This window comes from Shimia isoporae (genome assembly GCF_004346865.1).
GTDB classification, from domain to species: Bacteria; Pseudomonadota; Alphaproteobacteria; order Rhodobacterales; family Rhodobacteraceae; genus Shimia; species Shimia isoporae.
Map to the genome: position 1 here is coordinate 36,915 of NZ_SMGR01000001.1, position 19,961 is coordinate 56,875.

At 56.6% G+C, this 19,961-nt stretch carries 18 protein-coding genes; 12 read left to right on the forward strand and 6 right to left on the reverse strand.

Annotation, left to right across the window (positions count from 1 at the left end):
* Positions 1-3 precede the first annotated feature (3 nt).
* From xrtE to BXY66_RS00200, 3 genes are all read right to left on the reverse strand, one after another.
* The gene (gene xrtE / locus BXY66_RS00190; RefSeq protein WP_165929063.1) at positions 4-1,533 is read right to left on the reverse strand and encodes an exosortase E/protease, VPEID-CTERM system; all 1,530 of its coding nucleotides are present in this window, start codon (positions 1,531-1,533) and stop codon (positions 4-6) included.
* Positions 1,534-1,588: 55 nt separating this feature from the next.
* Positions 1,589-2,398: a division plane positioning ATPase MipZ gene (locus tag BXY66_RS00195; protein WP_132858177.1), complete on the reverse strand. Its 810-nt coding sequence runs from the start codon at positions 2,396-2,398 to the stop codon at positions 1,589-1,591.
* 117 nt (positions 2,399-2,515) lie between these two features.
* The gene (locus BXY66_RS00200; RefSeq protein ID WP_132858178.1) at positions 2,516-3,064 is read right to left on the reverse strand and encodes an rRNA large subunit pseudouridine synthase E; all 549 of its coding nucleotides are present in this window, start codon (positions 3,062-3,064) and stop codon (positions 2,516-2,518) included.
* A gap of 86 nt (positions 3,065-3,150) precedes the next feature.
* Here BXY66_RS00200 and BXY66_RS00205 point away from each other — a divergent pair, with 86 nt between their 5' ends.
* The 10 genes from BXY66_RS00205 to BXY66_RS00250 all read left to right on the forward strand — a co-directional run bounded on the left by BXY66_RS00205 (position 3,151) and on the right by BXY66_RS00250 (position 15,899).
* Positions 3,151-4,293: a trans-sulfuration enzyme family protein gene (locus tag BXY66_RS00205; protein ID WP_132858179.1), complete on the forward strand. Its 1,143-nt coding sequence runs from the start codon at positions 3,151-3,153 to the stop codon at positions 4,291-4,293.
* A gap of 156 nt (positions 4,294-4,449) precedes the next feature.
* Positions 4,450-4,932: a hypothetical protein gene (locus BXY66_RS00210; RefSeq protein ID WP_132858180.1), complete on the forward strand. Its 483-nt coding sequence runs from the start codon at positions 4,450-4,452 to the stop codon at positions 4,930-4,932.
* Positions 4,933-4,988: 56 nt separating this feature from the next.
* The gene (locus BXY66_RS00215) at positions 4,989-5,411 is read left to right on the forward strand and encodes a VOC family protein (RefSeq protein WP_132858181.1); all 423 of its coding nucleotides are present in this window, start codon (positions 4,989-4,991) and stop codon (positions 5,409-5,411) included.
* Between the two features lie 137 nt (positions 5,412-5,548).
* A complete protein-coding gene (locus tag BXY66_RS00220; protein ID WP_132858182.1) occupies positions 5,549-7,405 on the forward strand; it encodes a N,N-dimethylformamidase beta subunit family domain-containing protein in 1,857 nt (618 codons plus the stop codon).
* A gap of 117 nt (positions 7,406-7,522) precedes the next feature.
* Complete coding sequence (locus tag BXY66_RS00225) at positions 7,523-8,737, forward strand: MFS transporter (protein ID WP_132858183.1); 1,215 nt, start codon at positions 7,523-7,525, stop codon at positions 8,735-8,737.
* 237 nt (positions 8,738-8,974) lie between these two features.
* Positions 8,975-11,764 (forward strand): bifunctional aconitate hydratase 2/2-methylisocitrate dehydratase, encoded by a 2,790-nt coding sequence (locus BXY66_RS00230; RefSeq protein WP_132858184.1) that lies wholly within the window; start codon positions 8,975-8,977, stop codon positions 11,762-11,764.
* 167 nt (positions 11,765-11,931) lie between these two features.
* Positions 11,932-12,483: an NYN domain-containing protein gene (locus tag BXY66_RS00235; protein WP_243694256.1), complete on the forward strand. Its 552-nt coding sequence runs from the start codon at positions 11,932-11,934 to the stop codon at positions 12,481-12,483.
* Positions 12,484-12,619: 136 nt separating this feature from the next.
* Complete coding sequence (locus BXY66_RS00240; protein ID WP_132858185.1) at positions 12,620-13,495, forward strand: radical SAM protein; 876 nt, start codon at positions 12,620-12,622, stop codon at positions 13,493-13,495.
* A gap of 243 nt (positions 13,496-13,738) precedes the next feature.
* Positions 13,739-14,653 (forward strand): glycosyltransferase family A protein, encoded by a 915-nt coding sequence (locus tag BXY66_RS00245; protein WP_165929064.1) that lies wholly within the window; start codon positions 13,739-13,741, stop codon positions 14,651-14,653.
* Positions 14,592-15,899, forward strand: a complete 1,308-nt coding sequence (locus BXY66_RS00250) for an FAD-dependent oxidoreductase (protein WP_165929065.1) — start codon at positions 14,592-14,594, stop codon at positions 15,897-15,899. Before BXY66_RS00245 ends, BXY66_RS00250 begins: the two co-directional genes overlap by 62 nt.
* Before the next feature lie 328 nt (positions 15,900-16,227).
* Here the strand turns inward: BXY66_RS00250 and BXY66_RS00255 are convergent, their stop codons facing one another.
* The 3 genes from BXY66_RS00255 to rplS form a co-directional block, all read right to left on the reverse strand.
* Positions 16,228-17,994 carry a calcium-binding protein gene (locus BXY66_RS00255; protein WP_132858188.1) on the reverse strand — a complete coding sequence of 589 codons (1,767 nt, stop codon included), beginning with the start codon at positions 17,992-17,994 and terminating at the stop codon, positions 16,228-16,230.
* A 189-nt stretch (positions 17,995-18,183) separates the two neighbouring features.
* Entirely contained in the window at positions 18,184-18,405 is a 222-nt protein-coding gene (gene rpmE / locus BXY66_RS00260; RefSeq protein ID WP_132858189.1) for a 50S ribosomal protein L31, read from the reverse strand.
* A gap of 11 nt (positions 18,406-18,416) precedes the next feature.
* On the reverse strand, positions 18,417-18,791 hold the full coding sequence (gene rplS / locus BXY66_RS00265) for a 50S ribosomal protein L19 (protein ID WP_132858190.1): 375 nt from the start codon (positions 18,789-18,791) through the stop codon (positions 18,417-18,419).
* 306 nt (positions 18,792-19,097) lie between these two features.
* Between rplS and BXY66_RS00270 the strand changes: the two genes are divergently transcribed.
* Both BXY66_RS00270 and BXY66_RS00275 read left to right on the forward strand, forming a co-directional pair.
* The gene (locus BXY66_RS00270; RefSeq protein ID WP_132858191.1) at positions 19,098-19,484 is read left to right on the forward strand and encodes a MarR family winged helix-turn-helix transcriptional regulator; all 387 of its coding nucleotides are present in this window, start codon (positions 19,098-19,100) and stop codon (positions 19,482-19,484) included.
* Between the two features lie 70 nt (positions 19,485-19,554).
* Entirely contained in the window at positions 19,555-19,944 is a 390-nt protein-coding gene (locus BXY66_RS00275; RefSeq protein WP_132858192.1) for a hypothetical protein, read from the forward strand.
* The last annotated feature ends 17 nt before the right edge of the window (positions 19,945-19,961 follow it).

Genomic DNA, 19,961 nt, shown 5'->3' on the forward strand with positions numbered 1-19,961 from the left:
TTCCTAGATCAATGCCCAATTGGCGGTGATCAGCGCATATAAAGCAATCAAAGCGTTCGCGGCCCCATGGGCCGCGATTGCATTTGCGAGACCCTGTTTATGCATAGCGAGCCAGCCGAAGGCGAGGCCTGCCAACATCCCGGCAACGTAGCGCTCGTGCAGGAGTCCAAAAAGCAAGTTCGGCAAAAGCAGCGCCAGCACAGTCCAGATCATGCCGCCGCGCAACAATCGGTTTTGCAAATACCCGCGGAAGAACAACTCTTCGATCACGGGAACAAGCGCGATGGTGCCAATGAGACGGAACATAATCCAGACGGCCGAAGGTTGCTCGCCTTGGCTGATCGCGACAGGCGCCGTAACCAGCCAGAGTGCTCCAACAGCCAGTCCGACCAGGACTGACTTTGCCTCAGGGCGCTGAAGCAGCCGCAGCAGAGCGGGGCGGAAGTACAATAAGGCGCAGGCCATCGCCACAGCGCGGTAGGGGTAAGCATCGGATGGCGTCGGCCAGAAGGCCGACGCAACGACGCCCGAAAGCATCATCACAATAAACGGCACGATAAGTGCCGCGAGGCTTTCCTCGGCAAATCGTGTCTGCGGATCAGGGGCGCGGGGAGACCGGTGTAGCCATGACCAGCGGTGCGCAACAGCGACAACAGCGAGGGCAACGGCAGTAAACATGAGCCAGCCTGCATAGGAGTGGAACCCGTTCAATGCATGTTCAGGCGAGACTTCGGCCCCAATGATGATCAGGATCGCGATGCGCAGGATATTAAAGAACCAGCTGCAAAGCACGGCCAGCGGGAAAAGCACCAGCCAGAAGCGGCGCATATGCAGATCATCTTTCATAAGCATGGCGTATAGCGCCATGAAGATCGTGATCAGCGCGATACCTTCTACACCAGAGCACTGAGCGGCAATTTGAACGAAGAACTCGTCGTAACCGATGACATAGGTGGCCGGATCGACACCAACCTCGAATCCAAGTGCAACAAGCACGAGAAAAACCAGAAAGAACGTCAGACTGGACAGGTTGGAGAGGTTCCAGAGTGGTCGGATCAAGTCGGCAAGGTCCGGCACAACGCAGGCGCCGAGAATAGCGATTGGCAGAAAATACCCTTCCGACCGTAGCCAGCGCCACCACTTGTTTGCAGGCGTTATCCAGAACAGCGCCCCCATGGCCGCAAAGGCTCCGCCAAGCGACATGATGAGAAGCGTCGGCAGGAACTCCTGCGAGATTTCCGCCGCACCGAACAAAGGGAGCGGCAGAAAAATCATAAGGACGCCTAGAGTATGAAGCGCTAGCCAAATGCTTTGGCCCGGCGTGTATTTCGCGCTGTCTCGCAGCGCTTGATAGGCGCGCGGTCGCAGCCAGAAACACAAAGCCAGCACCGTGATCACTGCAAGACCGCGGGCGGTCATGGAACGCAACGCACGGCAGGCGAATTCAATCTCGGTCTGGCGGCATTCGATAGAGGCCATGACCTGATAAGTAATGATCACCGCGAAAAGCTCGGCGACAGCAAGACCCGCCATTACAGTCAGGCGATTGCGCCTCGTGTTTATGGCCGTGGGCGCGGTCACGGGGCGATCAGAAATCGGCTGTGACGCCAGGCAGGTTGAGCGCCTTGATCAGTTCGCGCAATTCCTGACGCGCAGCAACGTTGGAAATGTTGAGCTGCTTCACACCGATGTCGCGCAGATCCAGCAGAGTGATACCACGCGGGAAAAGTTCGCGGAAAATCACACGCTCGTTGAAGCCCGGAGCGACGCGGAAACCGATGCGTTTGGCCAGCTTGTCCAGCGCCTTGCCCATTTTCTCCTTGTTGACCATTTGCTGTGCGCCCATTCGGTTACGCATCACGATCCAATCGATGGGCTGCAGGCCTGCCTGTGCGCGAAGCTGTCGGGCGTTCCAGACCATCTCCGAGTAGACAGAGGGGCCGAGGATTTTGTCGGCATCGCCGTCAATGTGGGCCAGCAGGTCAAAATCGACAAAGCTGTCGTTGAGTGGCGTCACCAATGTGTCCGCCAGAGAATGGGCAACTTGAGACAGACGGGTATGCGACCCGGGGCAGTCGATCAGGATGAAATCGCTGTCAGGCTCCAGCGTTGCCACAGCGGCCGAAAGCCGGTGGTCGTAAATGTTTTCGCCTGGTTGCAGCGAGGATGGATCTATTTCGGGGAGGTCGTGGTAATCCGGCGTTGGCAGTTCGAGACCATGCTCTTTGGCGTAGTTGCGCCGGTTCTCTACGTAGCGGCCGAAGCTCTTTTGGCGCAAGTCCAGGTCGAGCGCACCAACCTTGTGCCCCATGCGGGTGAGTGCGGTTGCGATGTGCATCGACAGCGTGGATTTGCCCGCGCCGCCTTTTTCGTTGCCGACCACAATGATATGCGCCATGCCCGTTGCCCTTGATCCGTTTAGTGCCGCCGCAGTTACGGCGGTCGTTGTTTGCTGTCCACTATATTTGGTGTTTATCCACAGGAAAAGTGGGCAGTTGTTGCCATGTTCAGGTGACTATGCGTCGCGCCAGCGGCCACTCTCGATGTCGCCCAGCGACCAGTCCCCGATGCGTGCGCGGATCAGGCGTAGTGTGGGGTGCCCTACGGCGGCGGTCATGCGCCGAACCTGCCTGTTGCGACCCTCTCGAATGGTCAGTTCGATCCAGCTGTCGGGCACGGATTTACGTACGCGAATGGGTGGAGTGCGTGGCCAGAGACCTGCGGGTTCATCGATGCGTTTTGCTTGCGCCGGTTTTGTCGGACCATCCTTGAGAGTGACACCATTGCGCAAAGCCGCCAGCGCGGTTTCGTCCGGGATACCTTCGACCTGAACCCAGTAGGTTTTGGACATCTTGTGCCGGGGGTTGGAGATGCGGGCCTGTAGCTTGCCGTCGTCAGTGAGCACCAACAGACCCTCGCTGTCGCGGTCAAGGCGACCGGCGGGATAGACCTTGGGTACGTCGATGAATTCGGACAACGTGCGGCGCGTGGAACCTTCGGTGCCTTTATCAGTGAATTGCGACAAGACGTCGAAGGGTTTGTTGAAGAGTATCACGCGGGCCATGACGAGGTGTTACACGGGCATACGGTGGGGTTGCAAGTTTGGTTTGGCTGGGATCATTTATGCGCCAAGAGCGAGAGGGAAAGATCATGGAAATCAAGGATATGCGGCCGGAAACCCTGTTGGCGCAAGCAGGCGGGGCGATCGACGAGCAAAGCGGTGGAGTGGTGCCACCGATTCAACCTGCCACGACCTATGTGCGGGATGAATACTATAACCCTCTGAATCCAAACAACGTTTACGCGCGGCCTCACAATGACGTCGTGCGTCAGGCCGAGACCGTTCTCGCGCAGCTCGAAGGCGGTGTTGCCGCGTTGTTGTTTCCCTCCGGTATGGCGGCAATCGCCGCGCTTTTCCGAACTGTTCCAAGTGGCGGGCGGGTTGTGATCCAGTCCGGTATTTACTGGAACACGACCAAGTGGGTTCGCGAATTTTGCGAGCGTCGGCAAATTGTTGTTGATGAAGTGGATGCCAGCGATGCGGCGGCATTGGAGGCGGTCTGTTCCAAGGGACCGGCCAATATTGTCTGGGTCGAAACACCGAGCAATCCATGGCTCAAGATCACAGATGTTGGCGCAGCGAAGAAGGCTGCGGAAAGCTGTGGCGCCCTATTGGCCGTAGACAGCACGGCAGCCTCTCCGGTTTTGACCAACCCGTTGAAACTTGGTGCAGATATCGTGATGCATTCCACCACCAAAGTGATCAACGGGCACTCGGATGTGCTTGGTGGCGTTTTGATTTGCAAGGAAGTTTCGCCGGTCTGGGAAGAGATCGAAACCGACCGCGGCAGTGCGGGCGCGGTGATGGGGCCGTTTGAGGCGTGGCTCTTGCTGCGTGGTATGCGCACCATGGCGATCAGAGTCGAGAGAATGGTGGATAACGCCATGCAAATCGCAAACTATTTGAGCGATCATCCGAAGGTGGAAACTGTTCTTTATCCCGGGGTACCAAGCCATGAGGGACACGCCCTCGCACGGACGCAGATGCCGGGCGGATTTGGTTTCCTGATGTCTTTTTTGGTCAAAGGCGATCGCGAAACGGCGCTGAAAGTGGCTGGACGCCTGAAGCTGTTTCATCGGGCGACTTCCTTGGGTGGCGTGGAAAGTCTGGTCGAACATCGCCACACGATTGAGCCGCACACAGGCATTCCGGAAACTTTGCTGCGAATCTCTGTTGGAGCAGAACATGCGGATGATCTGATTGCGGATCTGGGGCAAGCGCTGGGCCAATAACACTTGTCTGCAAAGCGTCGGTATTACGTCGGCAAAGCGTCAGCCCCGTTCTGCGGGGCTGCTCTTGGGTCTGCACATAAATTGTTAAGGCATTTCGGCAAAACATAGCGCTGCTTAACCATTACCTACACTCTGCGCAGCTCCGGACCCGAAATCTTGAAGAAACGCATCACCAATCCTGCAATGGTCACTCCGGCCTACGAAGATCGCGGGCTGTTCAAAAAGCCCCCGACGGAATTGACCGTGAACCTGATTCCCAAGTTCGGTAAGAACTCCCGTCAGGACATCATCATCAAAGGGCTTGTGGCAAACGGGGTCGAGGTTGATGTGATCTTTGCCGGGCGCAGAAAGAAAAATGCCGTCGAGTTGGTCACGCTGCTGCGTCACATGTGGGAGAATGCCACCATTTATGGACCGAAAGGCGCAAGGGCCCCCAAACGCAGGGATGTCCGTCTTCCGACCAGGGTTCAGGGATCATGGCGCACGCGCATCGTTGAAGACGACGAAGAATGGTATGAGCGCGAGTACCAGCTTTTGGTCGCGCGCTGGGCGTTCAAATCCGAGGATGGCGAGTTCCATAGTTATGGGGAGCCGCCGTTTCCCGAGCAGAGTTTGGCAAAGGTGTCCGGCGAGGGTTGAACCGGTTGCGTCATGTCGGCTCTATGTAGGCATCCAAGTCTCTAGCGGAGCCGACCATGAAACTCGAATTCCACCACATCAATTTCGTGTCCCGAGATGTGGACCGGCTGCATGATTTTTACACCAGGGTTCTTGGGCTCGATGATATCGCCCAAGCCGAGTTTCCGCGGACCGAGGCGGATTCCGGAAAAGGTTATGATGGCAAGATCCGCTTTGCCACGGACGGGGACATGCAGATGCATCTGGCGGAGCGGCGGCTGGATGTGGCGTTTGTAAACGGGCAGGTGATCAATCCGGTGGATCGGGGTCACATTGCGTTTCGCACCGATGATCTGGCGGCGTTCCTGAAGGTGCTGGAAGAAAACAATGTGCCGTATTCAGACTATGGAACCGCGTTTGCCAAAGAGTGGCATCAGGTGTTTTTTCACGATCCCGAAGGCAATGTGATCGAAGTGCACCAACAGGTGGCCGGCACCTGAATTCGTGTTCATTCGTTGCCATGAGTTCATTTGACATTGGCAATAGGACACGTGATGGTTGCGCGGAAACGAAAGTATTTTTCCGCCGTATTTCGGCGGTAGCGAATTGATTTTTTTAAGAATTATTTGGAGAACTCATGTCTGAGCATGACAATAGCAGTGGTCCCGAAAAAGCACCGGAAACCGAACCGATGGACGGTCAGGAACCACGGAAACTGGATCGCCGCACGGTTCTGAAAGGCGCGGCTGGTGCTGCGGCTGCTGCGGGAGCTTTGACTGGTGCAAGGGCCGAGGCGGAGACATTTGACGGGTTGGAAAGCGCCTTGGTTTCGCCGTTGCAGCGCGATCGTATCCCGCCGACGCAAGGTGCGCGCAACTGGGTGATGAATCTGCCGTATTGGTATGAGTTCCCGTCCAATGACCCCAACGACCTGGAGGTCTGGGGCTATACCGACAAGATGAGCTATGCCCCCGGTGACGAGGTGGCGCTGCATGTGAACACCACGGCAGACAGCTACAAGCTGACCATCCAGCGTGATGGCGCCGAGTTGGAAACCAAGGAGGTCATGGAGGGCCTGACCGCCGGTTACTACGAGACCCCGATTGATTGTTACGAGAAGGGATGCGGCTGGCCGGTTAGTCACAGGTTCACCATTCCCGAAGACTGGAAATCCGGCGGCTATATTCTTGTGCTGGAGGTTGAACGCGACGGGTTGGTGATTGAGCAGGAAGCGTTTTTTACGCTCCGTGCCAAGGATCCCGGTGCGAACAGCGATATTCTGTTCATTCTGTCGACCGGCACATGGCTGGCCTATACCGACTTTGGCGGCGGCAGCGCCTATCGCATTCCGCCGGAAGCCGGTGGCGGCGGTATGGAAACCCGCGACACCGCCTATTCGGTCACGCAGCACATCCACCGGCCTTGGGCGCGCGGGTTTATCCGGCAGCCGGAAGGCACGCCGACATGGGGCTGGAAGCCGCGCCGGTATGAAGATTTCCCGATTGGGGCACCGCCCCGTTACCCGTCTACGGAATATTATCTTGCGAATGGCCTGAGCTTTAAAAACATGCTGGCCGGTTGGGCTGGTTATGACAGCCATTTTGCACGCTGGGCGGAGCGGGAAGGCTATAATATCGAATACGCCAGCCAGCATGATTTTGTGGAGCATCCCAACCTGCTCGACAAATACAAGATGTGCGTCACTGTGGGGCATGACGAGTATGTCACGCCGGAAAACCGCAATGCCTTTGACCGGTTTATCGAGGCAGGCGGCAAGTTTGCGCGCTTTGCGGGCAACATCAACTGGCAGGTGCGGTTCGAGGACGGCGTGCAGATTTGCTACAAGCACCAGCACGAGAAAGACCCGGTATGGGCTGATCCGGCGACGCGGCATCTGGCGTCGACCTGGTGGCATCAGCATGACGGGGCGAACAACCCGCCGGTGACCACTTGGGGCGTAAACGGCCACAAGGGTGTTTACGCGATGATCGGCGGCGCGACGCCGCGCGGGTCCGGAGGCTTTACGGTATATCGCAACAAGCACTGGGCCTTTGCCGATGCGGACTTGTATTACGGAGACATCCTCGGCGGTTCAGTGCCGGTGATTGGCTCCGAGGTGGACGGGATCGAGTACACGTTCCGTTACGGGTTGCCCTATCCGACGGGAGAAGATGGCGCGCCGATGGATCTTGAGATCCTTGCATTGGCTCCCGCGATTGCGGGTGAGGAAACCGATCACGGCCATCCGCCAGAAGCGCATTTCCTTGGGCCGGCAGAGCGGGACGCAGTGCAATACGTCGAGACCTTGGGACTTGAGGTGACGCCTGAGAACCTCGACAAGTTTGTGCGCGGCTGCGCGGCGATCACCAATATGAAGAAAGGCAAAGGCGAGGTCTTCTGTGTGGGGACGTTGCAGTGGGTGCATGGGCTGACGCAAAACGAGAAATTCGTGGAAGCGGTGACGCGAACGGTGATGGACCGTTACTCGGCCTGAGATTGACAGAATGAGATTGAGGCGGGTCATCCGGTGGGGTGGCCCGTTTTTGTTTGTCAGCAGGGACATGTCGTTCTGGCGCTATACAGGGCGGGTTTTGCCCCCTAGCGTGGCGGAATGACCCATCCCGTTCTCGACAGCCGGTACAGTTGGATAAGACTCGCGATCACTCTTTTGATCGCTGTCTTTGCCAATGTGGGCATGTGGGCGGTGATCGTTGTGATGCCGTCAATTCAGGCCGAGTTCGGGATTGATCGGGCCGGAGCGAGTGTGCCTTACGTTTTGACGATGATCGGTTTCGCGGTCGGTAATTTTGCCATTGGACAGGCGGTGGACCGGTTTGGTGTGACGAAATCGCTGATCGGGGCAGCTGTGTTAAGCGCTGTGAGCTACGGGCTTGCCGCTGTAAGCCCTTCGGTGGCCATCCTGTCTTTGGTGCATTTCTTTCTCGGGTTTGGAACGGCGGTCGGTTTCGGGCCGCTGATCGCGGATGTGTCGCTTTGGTTCCAAAAGCGGCGGGGCATCGCTGTGGCCATTGCAGCGAGCGGGAATTACCTGTCGGGCGCGATTTGGCCGATGCTGCTGAGTGGGGTTCAGGCCGACTATGGTTGGCGCGGAGTGTTCGTGGCACTGGCGGTGATAACGCTGCTGGCTGTGGTGCCTCTCGCGTTGTTGTTGCGCCCGCGCGTGCCGGCAGAGGCTTTGGCGGCACAGCAACAGGCCGCTGACGCGCGTCAGGCTGCGGCCCCTTTCAAACCTGCAGTTTTGATGTGGGTGCTTGGTCTTGCCGGCGTCGGCTGTTGCGTAGCGATGAGCATGCCTCAAGTGCACATTGTGAGTTTCTGTGTGGATCTCGGATACGGACCAGCCGTGGGTGCGGAGATGCTTGCGCTTATGCTGTTGGGTGGTGTTGTGTCCCGTCTGGTGAGCGGGCTGGTGGCGGACAAGCTGGGCGGTGTTGTCACGTTGTTGATCGGTTCGGTTCTACAATGCCTCGCGCTCTTCCTGTTCCTGCCGTTTGACGGGCTTGTACCGCTTTATCTGGTGAGCGCGGCCTTTGGGCTGGCGCAGGGTGGCATCGTGCCGGCCTATGCCTTGGTTGTGCGTGAATACATGCCCGCGAAAGAAGCCGGCAGCCGTGTCGGGTTCGTCATGATGGCAACGATTATGGGCATGGCGCTGGGCGGTTGGATGTCTGGCTGGATATATGATGTGAGCGGCAGTTACGGGCTGGCGTTTATCAACGGGATCGCGTGGAACGGTCTCAACATCGGGATCATGGTTGCCCTTTTGATGCGGGTACGCGGTGGCGCGCGGCCAATTGCTGCCTAGTGCGGCCTTGTGACCGTTTGAAAGGTTTGGCAGTGGCCCTCGGGTTGTGGCAGAAGGGCGCTACGCGGCAATGAGTGCAAACAGTTTGACCTATTCCGGACCGCTTTGACCTTGTGGAACGGCTTGCAAGTCATATCTGTTTGGTATACAGCCGCATACAAATAACCCCCGAGCCTTAAAAATAAGCTTGAGACTCGGTGTTCATGCATCAGCCAACACCAAATCGCTAGGATCATCATGAGCTTGTATTCCGATTACCTCGCAGAGATCGAAACCCGCAAAGAGCAGGGTTTGAGCCCGAAACCCATCGACGGCGGCCCGCTTGTGGCAGAGCTGATCGACCTGATCAAAGACACCGGCAACGAAGCGCGTGAAGGCGCGTTGAACTTCTTCATCTACAACACCCTGCCCGGCACCACGAGCGCCGCAGGTGTGAAGGCAGCGTTCCTGAAAGAGATCGTTCTGGGTTCCGTCGAAGTGGCCGAGATTTCCCAAGAGTTCGCATTTGAAATGCTGAGCCATATGAAGGGTGGCCCCTCGGTTGATGTTCTGATTGATCTGGCGCTGGGTGAAGACGAAGGCATTGCCAGGCAGGCTGCCGAGGTTCTGAAAACTCAGGTGTTCCTGTATGACGCGGACATGAGCCGTCTGAAGGACGCGCTGGACGCGGGCAATGCGGTCGCCAAAGATCTGCTGGAAAGCTACGCCAAGGCCGAGTTCTTCACCGAGCTGCCGGACGTGCAGGAAGAAATCGAGGTTGTGACCTTTGTGGCTGGCGAAGGCGATATCTCTACCGACCTTCTGTCGCCAGGTGCCGAAGCGCACTCCCGCGCCGACCGTGAGCTGCACGGCAAATGCATGATCTCCGAAGCCGCGCAGAAGCACATTGAAGAGCTGAAACTGCAGCATCCTGGCAAGCAGGTCATGCTGATTGCCGAAAAAGGCACAATGGGTGTTGGCTCCTCGCGGATGTCCGGTGTGAACAACGTAGCACTCTGGACCGGTAAGCAAGCCAGCCCGTACGTACCGTTTGTGAACTATGCGCCGATCGTGGCGGGCACCAACGGCATTTCGCCGATCTTCCTGACAACAGTTGGGGTGACCGGCGGCATTGGTCTGGACCTGAAGAACTGGGTCAAGAAAGTTGATGAAGACGGCAACGTCGTAATGAACAACGACGGCAACCCGGTTCTCGAAGAGAAGTACTCTGTGGAAACCGGCACGGTCCTCAAGATCAACACCAAGAACCAGAAGCTGCTGAGCGAAGATGGTGACGAGCTGGTGGATGTGTCCGCTGCCTTCACCCCTCAGAAGGTCGAGTTCATGAAGGCGGGCGGGTCTTACGCCATCGTCTTTGGTAAGAAGCTGCAGACATTCGCCGCCGAGGCGCTGGGCGTTGAGCCAACACCGGTGTTCGCGAAATCCAAAGAAATCAGCCACGAAGGTCAGGGTCTGACTGCCGTTGAGAAGATCTTCAACAAGAACGCTGTGGGCACCACTCCGGGCAAAACATTGCACGCGGGTTCCGACGTGCGGGTAAAGGTCAACATCGTCGGGTCGCAGGACACTACCGGCCTGATGACCATGCAAGAGCTTGAAGCGATGGCTGCCACCGTTGTGTCGCCGATCGTGGATGGTGCGTATCAGTCCGGCTGTCACACCGCGTCGGTTTGGGATGCCAAGGCACAGGCCAACACCCCGCGTCTGATGAAGTTCATGAACGACTTCGGCCTGGTCACCGGTCGCGACCCGAAGGGTGAATACCACGCGATGACCGACGTGATCCACAAAGTGCTGAACGACATCACGGTCAGCGACTGGGACGTGATCATCGGCGGCGACAGCCACACCCGTATGTCCAAAGGCGTCGCGTTTGGCGCGGACTCGGGCACCGTAGCGCTGGCGCTGGCGACCGGCGAAGCATCCATGCCGATCCCTGAGTCTGTGAAAGTGACCTTCAAAGGCAAAATGGCCGACCACATGGACTTCCGCGACGTGGTGCACGCAACCCAGCAGCAGATGCTGGCGCAGCACGGCGACAACGTCTTCCAGGGTCGTGTGATCGAAGTGCACATTGGCACGCTGCTGGCGGACCAAGCGTTCACCTTCACCGACTGGACCGCAGAGATGAAGGCGAAGGCCTCTGTCTGTATCTCCAATGACGAGACCCTGATCGGCTCTCTGGAACTGGCCAAGTCGCGCATCCAGATCATGATGGACAAAGGCATGGAGCATGAAAACGGCATGCTGCAGAGCCTGATCGACAAGGCGGACAAGCGTATTGCGGAAATCAAATCCGGTGAGAAGCCGGCGCTGACTCCGGACGCAAACGCAAAGTACTTTGCCGAAGTGGTTGTTGATCTGGACGAAATCGTTGAGCCGATGATCGCTGACCCTGACGTGAACAACGCGGACGTGTCCAAGCGCTATACCCACGACACCATCCGCCCTGTGTCCTACTACAAAGCGGAGAAGCACATCGATCTGGGCTTTGTCGGTTCGTGCATGGTGCACAAGGGCGATATCAAGATCGTGGCGCAGATGCTGAAGAACCTCGAAGCTGCCAACGGCAAGGTCGAGTTCAAGGCACCGCTGGTTGTTGCGGCACCGACCTACAACATCATTGATGAACTGAAGGAAGAGGGCGACTGGGAGATCCTTGAACGCTACTCCGGCTTCACCTTTGATGATCTGTTCCCGAAACAGCAGGCTCGCACCGAGTACGAGAACATTCTCTATCTCGAGCGTCCGGGCTGTAACCTCTGCATGGGTAACCAGGAGAAGGCTGCAAAGGGTGATACAGTGCTGGCGACGTCAACCCGCCTGTTCCAAGGGCGTGTCGTTGCCGACAGCGCGACCAAGAAAGGTGAATCCCTGCTGGGTTCCACCCCGCTGGTGGTTCTTTCTGCCATCCTTGGCCGTACGCCAACTCTGGAAGAGTACAAGCAGGCGGTCGAAGGCATTGACCTGACCAAATTCGCACCGCCGCTGCAGGTGCCTGCTGGTACGAAGTCCGCACACTTCTGATATTTGGATCAGACGAGAAATTGGCCGGCATCGCGGAAACGCGGTGCCGGTTTTTTGGTGACTCCATAGTTTCATAACAACCTGATATTAAAAAATATTTTGTTGCAGGCGTTCTTGGTTGCAGGCAAGTTTGCCTCTGACTGGATGAGCCTTATTTGAGTGATTTGATGTCTGAATTTTTTTCGCAACCCGAGGCAGGGTTTGTGATTGCCTTTATGGCTGCATTTGCTTGTGTGGCCTTCTTGTTGTCACGGATCATAAGATGGCTGGTGGTACGGCTGTGGACGCATCTACGCCGATCCAGTGCCGAGAAAGCGAAAGCAGATCATGTGATCGTTGATGGCTCCAATGTTCTTTTCTGGCGGGATGGTGAACCTGACCTGCAAGCCGTGCGCGAGGTTGTGGATAGGTTGATTGCGGCAGAACTAGTACCTGGGGTGATGTTTGACGCAAACGCAGGCTATCTGGTGGCAGATTACTATTGGGACGACGCCGAGTTTGCTTTGGCGTTGGACGTTTCACCGGAGCGCGTGTTGGTGGTGCCCAAGGGGGAGCCTGCGGATGCTACGATCCTGCGGGCTGCACGAGAAATGGGCGCACGGGTGGTGAGCAAGGACAAGTTCCGGGATTGGGCCGACGAATATCCCGAAGTTGAACGAGACGGATTTCTGATCAAGGGCGGCTTTCGGAAAGGAAAGGTTTGGTTGGAAGGCCTTTAGACGTCTGGGCGATTATCCGCGAAACCCGAATTCTCGTTTCGGTTTGCGCTGGTTTTCCGTGACAGCAGAGCAGCTATTTCATGATGATCCGAACACGCCGCCCGGGTTGGGAGGCCGTCTTTGAAAGGAGTGCATCATGCCCTTTGAAGGAAAACTCTATCGTCCCTGGATCGAAGCCGAGAGCGAGTTAATACAAGTGACGCTTGGCTGCTCCAACAACACCTGCACTTTTTGCAGCATGTTCATCGACAAGCGTTTCACCCGCAAGAAACTGGAAGAGATTTTTGCCGACATAGATGCCTTGCGCGCGCGCAATCCGCATGTGGAATCAATCTTTTTGATTGATGGCAACGTGATGGTTCTAAAGACCGAGTTCCTTTTGAAGGTGCTCGAAAAGATCAACGCGACCTTTCCGGAGATCCAGAACATCGCGCTTTATAGTTGTCTGAATGACTTTCGGCGCAAATCGCTTGATGAACTCAAAGCGCTGCGCGCGGCCGGTGTCACAAAAGCTTATGCCGGTCTTGAGTCCGGTGATCCGTTTGTGCTGGATCGCGTGAAGAAACGGATGACTCCGCAGGAAGCCATTGAAGGTATGGAGCTTGCCAAAGCCGCAGGGATCGAGGTTTTGCTGTCCTTCATCTTCGGCTTGGGTGGTCGAAACGGATCAGAGCAGCACATCAAGGAAACCACTGACCTTTTGAACATCCTGAAGCCTGAAGAAATTGCGCCAATGGCTCTGGCGATCCAGCCGGGAACAGTTCTGGAGCAAGAGGTCAAGTCAGGTGAGTTTGTCATGCCTACTGCGTTGCAGGTTCTGGAAGAGGAGAAATACCTGTTGGAGAACCTCGGTTACTTCCGCCACTACTACTGGGGCGATCACGGCAACAACCTCGCGCGGATGCGGGGCTGGATGCCCGAGGCGCGGGCGGCTTTTCTGGACCACGCAAAGGAGCGGATCGCGGCATACGAGACCAGTGGTGATGAAGAACTGGTCACTTACGCCTGGTGAGAGCCACTCTTTCATGTGAATCGATTGCGGGCCCTGATCAGGGCCCGTTCTTCGTTGAGGGGTAGCCGGGCTGGGCAAGGGGCGACGTTTCCATTGTCTTGGCGCTGTGTTTCAGTCTACGCAGGGCATCAGGCTTCGGAGGTGAGGTCGGAACTCGGGATGCGCGGTTTGTTCAAAAGTTTGATTTCTAGCGGTCGTCGTTTTCTGAACGCGACCGGAAAGACGGACGGCAGGGACTTGCGCGTGTCTCATCTTATCCCGCTTTACCGATCCGAACGGTTTCTTGCGATCATCGAAGAAAACGTGCGTGAATTGGCCGGGCGTGACGTTGAGATCATCCTTGCGGACCGCAACGGGGACCATGCGTTTTGCTATCGCTTGCAGGAGAGGCTGTCTGATGTGGCAAACCTGCGCGTCATCTGTGATGCATCCAACATGAACTGGGTTGAGAATATTGCGGACTTGATCACGCTGGCACGGGGACAATACCTGCAAATTCTGCCGCATGATGACAGTACAACCAAGGAGGCGACCCGACGGCTCTGTGCCGCGTTGGATCAGCAACCGGACGCGGTGCTGGCCTGCGGACAGGTGCGGGCCTTCGATCTTGACGGCAACCGCCTTGAGGACCGTGACGAGCTAAATGCGGAAGAAAACCCAGATGCACGCAGTTGGACGCTGGACGATGTGCTTCGGCTTGTGTGGCAGGGGCGATTTAACGGCGCATTCAAGGGCGTGATCCGCCGGCAAGTGGCGCAAGATGCGCGGTGTCGGTTCAAGGCAACGCCCGGCACAATCCTTTCGGAGCGGGTCTGGTTGTTTTCACTGGGTCTGGCTGGACGGCTGGCCTTTGTACCCGTCGATGCATTGGCAAAGAGGTATTATCCGGAGAGCACGCATCGACAGTGGGAATTCGGGTCGCAGGCGTATCTGGATGCGACAGAGCTCATGGTCGAGGCGGTAAAGGCACGTTTCGGCGAGAGCGCGCTCGCGAACTACGCGGTGACGGACGTGCTGGAAAATGGCGGAAGGTTCGCGGAGAGCGTCGGCAGCAAGGGTCCCGTACGGTTTGAGTATCTTGCGGCGGGCGGACCGGATGCGGAAGCCAGCCGTGCAACAGACCTACGCTGGTCGGGGGTGGATCAGTATGCAGCGTGATGTTCTGGTTCTCGGGGCAGGTATACAGGGATCACTCGCGGCGCTGATGATGGCGCAACGAGGGCGGCGAGTCACTTTGGTGGATCGCGCTGAAGCTATGTTGAGCAAAGCAAGTCTCAACTACGAGGGACGCATTCACTCAGGCATGCTCTATGCAATGGATGCCAGCTTTCGTACGGCAGAGCGAATGGTGCAGGATGCGCTTGCCTTTGCGCCAACGGTGGAGCGTTTGCTGGGACAGACCCCTGACTGGGCAGGGCTGCGAGCGAAAGCGTCGACTTATCTGGTGCATCGCGACAGCCATTTGTCTCCGGAGGATTTGGCGAGGTTCTGGGCACGGTTGGAGGGGGCGTTTCTTGAAGGCCTGCGGGATCAGCGCGTCACGTATGTCGGAACCCGTCCCGACAGGCTTTTCCGACCCACCGAATTGCCTCGGACTGTGAATTCGGACGCTATTGTGAGCGCTTTCGAGAGTGCAGAAGTTTGCTTGGATCAGCAGCGATTGAACGCGCTGATCGAGGCGGCTGTACGGGCTCATCCCCGGATCGAGCTTGCCTTGGGCCGTGACGTTCTGGCGATCGAGCCAAAGGGTGCGGAAGCCATGAGCGTGTCCCTGCGGGCTACGGACGGCATGATGACGACCTGCACTGCGGGTTTGGTGGTGAATTGCCTTTGGGAAGCGCGGGGGCTCTTTGATGCTGCCATGGGATTGGAGGTGGCCGCCGAGGAAAGCCTGCGGCTGAAGTACAGCGTGGTTGTTGAAAGCAACGATGTTTTGCGGGACATCGGATCCATCGTGGTCACGCATGGGGCCTTTGGCAGCATGGTTGTGCCACCTGTTGGCCCACATGCCTTTCTGTCCTGGTATCCGTCCTGCATCGAAGAAAGGCTGCCGCTGCAACCGTTGCCGGCGCGCTGGCGGGCGTTGCAGGCAGGTCCAGTCGAACAGGCCGTTGCCCAGAGGGTTCTGGAGGACAACGTGGCCGGATTTCGCACGGTGTTCCCAACCTTCCCAATGCCGAACTTGCGACTGGTCAAGGCTGGCGTGATCGTTGCGCAGGGCGACACGGACATCGACCAAGCAAAAAGCGGATTTCATCGGCGCGACGAATACCCGATCAGACAGAAGGGTAGCTATGTCTCTGTGGCGACTGGGAAATACACCAGCGTCGGTCGGAATGTCTGCCTTTTGGAGGAGGCTGTGTTCGGTCTCGAGGCCAGCGCTCCGGCTGTTTTGATGGCCTAGGCAGCGTGGTCGGCGCGCCAGTTTGTCGTGCATTCCGCAATTTTATCTTGGGGAACTTCAGCGGCAGAGAAATGACGGGCCGGGGCAACTGCGAAAAAGCGAATTTGCCAATCCGCAGTAATGACGGCCTGCTCCTGCGAGAAACGCCTACTCCCAATCAGAAAATCCGGTTGGGAGAATGAGGACGATCCGGGTGATAAACCGGTTTTCAAAGGGGCTTTGACGCAAGACACCCGTGGCGGTGACCGATTCAGCCACACATTTCGAGATTGGGTGGGCGCGCGCACCGAGTGAGCCGGCATCGCGCTCCCGTTGGGTCAGAATAGCGTCAGAAGATGAAGTCGTCCGCGTCAAGTTTCAGAATGTCCACGCGCTGAAGGGTGATGGTGCCTGTCCCTGTGTCAATCACCACATCGCCTCCGACGGAGGAGAGAATGTGGTTGGTCAGCAAGTCGTTGATGTCGGAGATGTCACTGATGGCCGACAGATCGACTTTTTCCAGATCGTTTTCTTCGTTGAAATCGGTGATTGTATCGTCGCCGTGTCCGTCTTTGAAAATGAAGGTGTCGCCGTTGCCGCCACCGTTCAAAAGATCATCCCCTGCTCCGCCGGTGAGCGTATCGAAGCCGCTGCCGCCGAACAGACTATCAGCACCGTTGCCGCCTTCCAGGATATCGTCGTTGTTCTGACCGAAGGCTTTGTCGTTTCCGTTGCCGCCAGCAAAGGAGTCTTGTCCGTTGCCGCCCCAGAACCGGTCAGATCCCTGACCGCCGAAGGCCGTGTCGTTTCCGTTGCCTCCGTGCAGGATGTCAGCACCCGTACCGCCGATGAGTGTATCGTAGCCGTCGTCTCCGCGTAAAACGTCTTTGCCGTCTCCGCCTTCCAGAAGGTCCCAGCCGTCTCCGCCCTCTAGCCGGTCGTTGTCGGCGCCGCCGTACATCTGGTCAGAGTCGAAACCGCCCAAAAGAGTATCATCGCCAATACCGCCAAAAAGAAAGTCGTCGCCGCCACTTCCTTCAATTTTGTTTGCGACATCACTTCCGATGATTGTGTCGTCTCCCCAGGATGCAATTACGTTTTCCACGTCTGTGAAATGGTGGGTAGAACCATTATGCGTAGGCTGAGAGTTGGTCAGATCAATCAGCGAGTCCAACCACTCATATTGAAGCGAGAAAGTGTCGATACCGTCGCCACCATCGATGGTATCCGAGTGCGCCGTATACAGGTTCGTGTCCAGGGTACCGTATATGATGTCATCGCCGGCGCCCGCAAAAATTGAGTCGTTGCCGTATCCGCCTTCGAGCGTGTCCGACAGGTTTCCACCGATGAGAGTATCGTCCCCGGAATAGCCGTGCATATAGTTTTCTGCGTCCTTGGAGCCGATGAAAGTGTCATCCGCTTGGGTGGCGTTCACGGTTTCAAAATTCAGAAAGTGGTGGGTAATGCCGTTGAGGGTTTGGAACGTGCCTTCTTCGAGATTTATGGTGAATGATCCCAAAACTCCGAATTCGTCTGTCGGTAGGTCAAGAAAGGCTAGTGTGTCATTCCCTAATCCGCCGTTTATTGTCATTGACCCGTGCGCTTCTTCGTTTGCAAAACTCACGTAGCAATAGGTATCTCCTCTGCCTAAAACAAACTTTGTTGCATCGGGGTAGTCTGCCAATGAAAAATATTCCCAACCAGTTGTCTTTGTGTGGACAGTGTCGACCAAGTCCAAAATACCGTCAGAGAAGACCCACCACTCTCCCTCCGCTGCTGCGTCCAAGAGGGATTGAAGTTCGAGCGCAGACCAACTCAGTCCGGTCAGTTGGCCAAGTCCTGAGGTGCCGTAGATATTGTCGAGGGTAACGTAGCCGCGATCATTGAAATCTATGGATGTTATCGTACCCGACACGAGCTCGCCGTTCTCGACGACAAGATCGTTTCCATAAAGACGCATTGAGCCATCTAAGGCCTCCCCGAAGAAGAAGCCAACGTTTGTGCCGCCGGCGGCCGTTTGGAAAACGCGTGGTGTATTGTTTTGCTGATAATCTGCGAAATCAGTCGTTAGATAATCGCGGAGAGTTTCAGATTCGATATTCGTATAAGTTGCCATTTTCCAAGATCTTTTCTAGTTCGTTTCATTAGGGTTAAGCGAGTCTTACTCATCTTAAAAGTGATTTTTTCAATACTTTTGGTTGTGAAGTGATATGGAATTGGCGGGACAGAAATTGCGCCTGTTTTGGCGCAATAAAAAACGCCGCCCCAAATGGAGCGGCGTTTTCCGAAAACATGAAAGCGGTGCTTAGAAGCCCAGGCCTTCGTATTTCTTTTTGAACTTGGACACGCGGCCACCGGCGTCCATCAGGCGGGTGTTGCCGCCGTTCCATGCGGGGTGCACGGTCGGGTCAACGTCGAGTGCCAGAGTGTCGCCCTCGGAACCGTAGGTCGAACGCATCTTGATGATGGTGCCGTCGGTCATTTTGACGTCGATGAAGTGGTAATCGGGATGAGTGTCTTTTTTCATGATACCGCTCCTTACGCTTTCTTGGGCTTGTAGGTGGTGTCTTCTGCGATACGCGCGGATTTACCGCGACGCGAGCGCAGGTAGTACAGTTTGGCGCGACGAACGCGACCACGACGTACAACTGTGATGCTGTCGATGTTGGTCGAGTGCAGCGGGAACACACGTTCCACGCCTTCGCCAAAGGAAATCTTGCGAACGGTGAACGAACCGGCAATGCCCGCGCCGTTTTTGCGGCTGATGCAAACGCCTTCGTAGTTCTGCACACGGGTGCGGGAACCTTCGGTCACCTTGAAGCCTACGCGAACGGTGTCGCCGGCTTTGAAGTCGGGGATATCTTTCCCCAGGGCGGCTACTTGTTCCGCCTCAAGCTGTGCGATCAGATCCATCTGACCATCTCCTAATCTGCTTGCGGTTTGGTCCGCAAAGGTTTGATGCACCTCAGAGCTCTCGGTCTTCTTCCGGGTCCGCATGTTGCGCCCGCCAGAGATCAGGTCGTCTTTTCTTGTCTGTGTCTGCCGACGATGCAGGGGCGCGACGAAGAAACCGACACCAAGCGCAATGCACAGCAGGCCCGAACGACTCATGAGAGACGCGGACGGGCGGTGTTTAAGCGAAAGTGGGGGAGGGCGCAAGTCGGATTGACTCAGGGGCAGATTAATATAGTTAGTTAAGCTGACTATGTTGGAGCCCTAATGCCAGACCGCGCCAAGCAGATACAGCAAGTACATCAATTGTGCCACCGCGCCTGGAGCAAACAGGCGCGCGATGCAGGGTTGAGCTTTTCGGAATTCGAATACCTCAGCGCGGTTCAGGCCGAAGCGGACCGTCTGCGGTATGAAGACTCACATGGTCAACACTTGCAGGACATTGTGGATGCGTTGGGCGTGACCAAGGCGAGTGCCAGCACGATGATCTCCAAGCTCGAAGATCGCGGGTTGGTGGAGCGTTTTCAGTGCAAAAAGGACGCACGCGCGCAGCACATTGTTTTGACCCGCGAAGGACAGATCAAACTGGCCGGCGGCACGAGGATTTATGAAAGCGTCGTTTCCGAGGTGGAAGAGTTGCTGTCCAAAAGCTGAACCACGAGGTGCGTCGTGAGGTCAATTTCTTGAAATTAAGTAAGTTAGGCAAACTAAATGGGAGGGTGCAATGGCCATCGAAAATGTTTTGCTGGGGGTCGCAATCCACATGTTGTTTTGGGAGCATCTACCGCACTGGGGTACGTGGTTTCTGAAAGGAGTCGGAAAACTGCCAACGTCGTTGCAGACGCTGTATGAGCAGTGGCGGTGCCCCTATTGCGCGGGTTTCTGGATCGGCTTGGCCGTTCACGCCGCAACTGGCCGTTGGTTATTTGAAGCATTTGCAACCTTGCCAGAGTTCTGGGGGGCGTTGGGGATGCCGCTTGGATGGTTTCTAGATGCACTTGTGTTTGCCCTGCTGAACAAGCTGGGCGTCCTTCTTGTGGCAGCCATTGGATGGCCCGCGCTTCGAGGACACAAAGAGAAAATGTCATTTCTAGAGAGCAAAAAGGCGGCTTAGGGCTGGAAAGCCTGTAT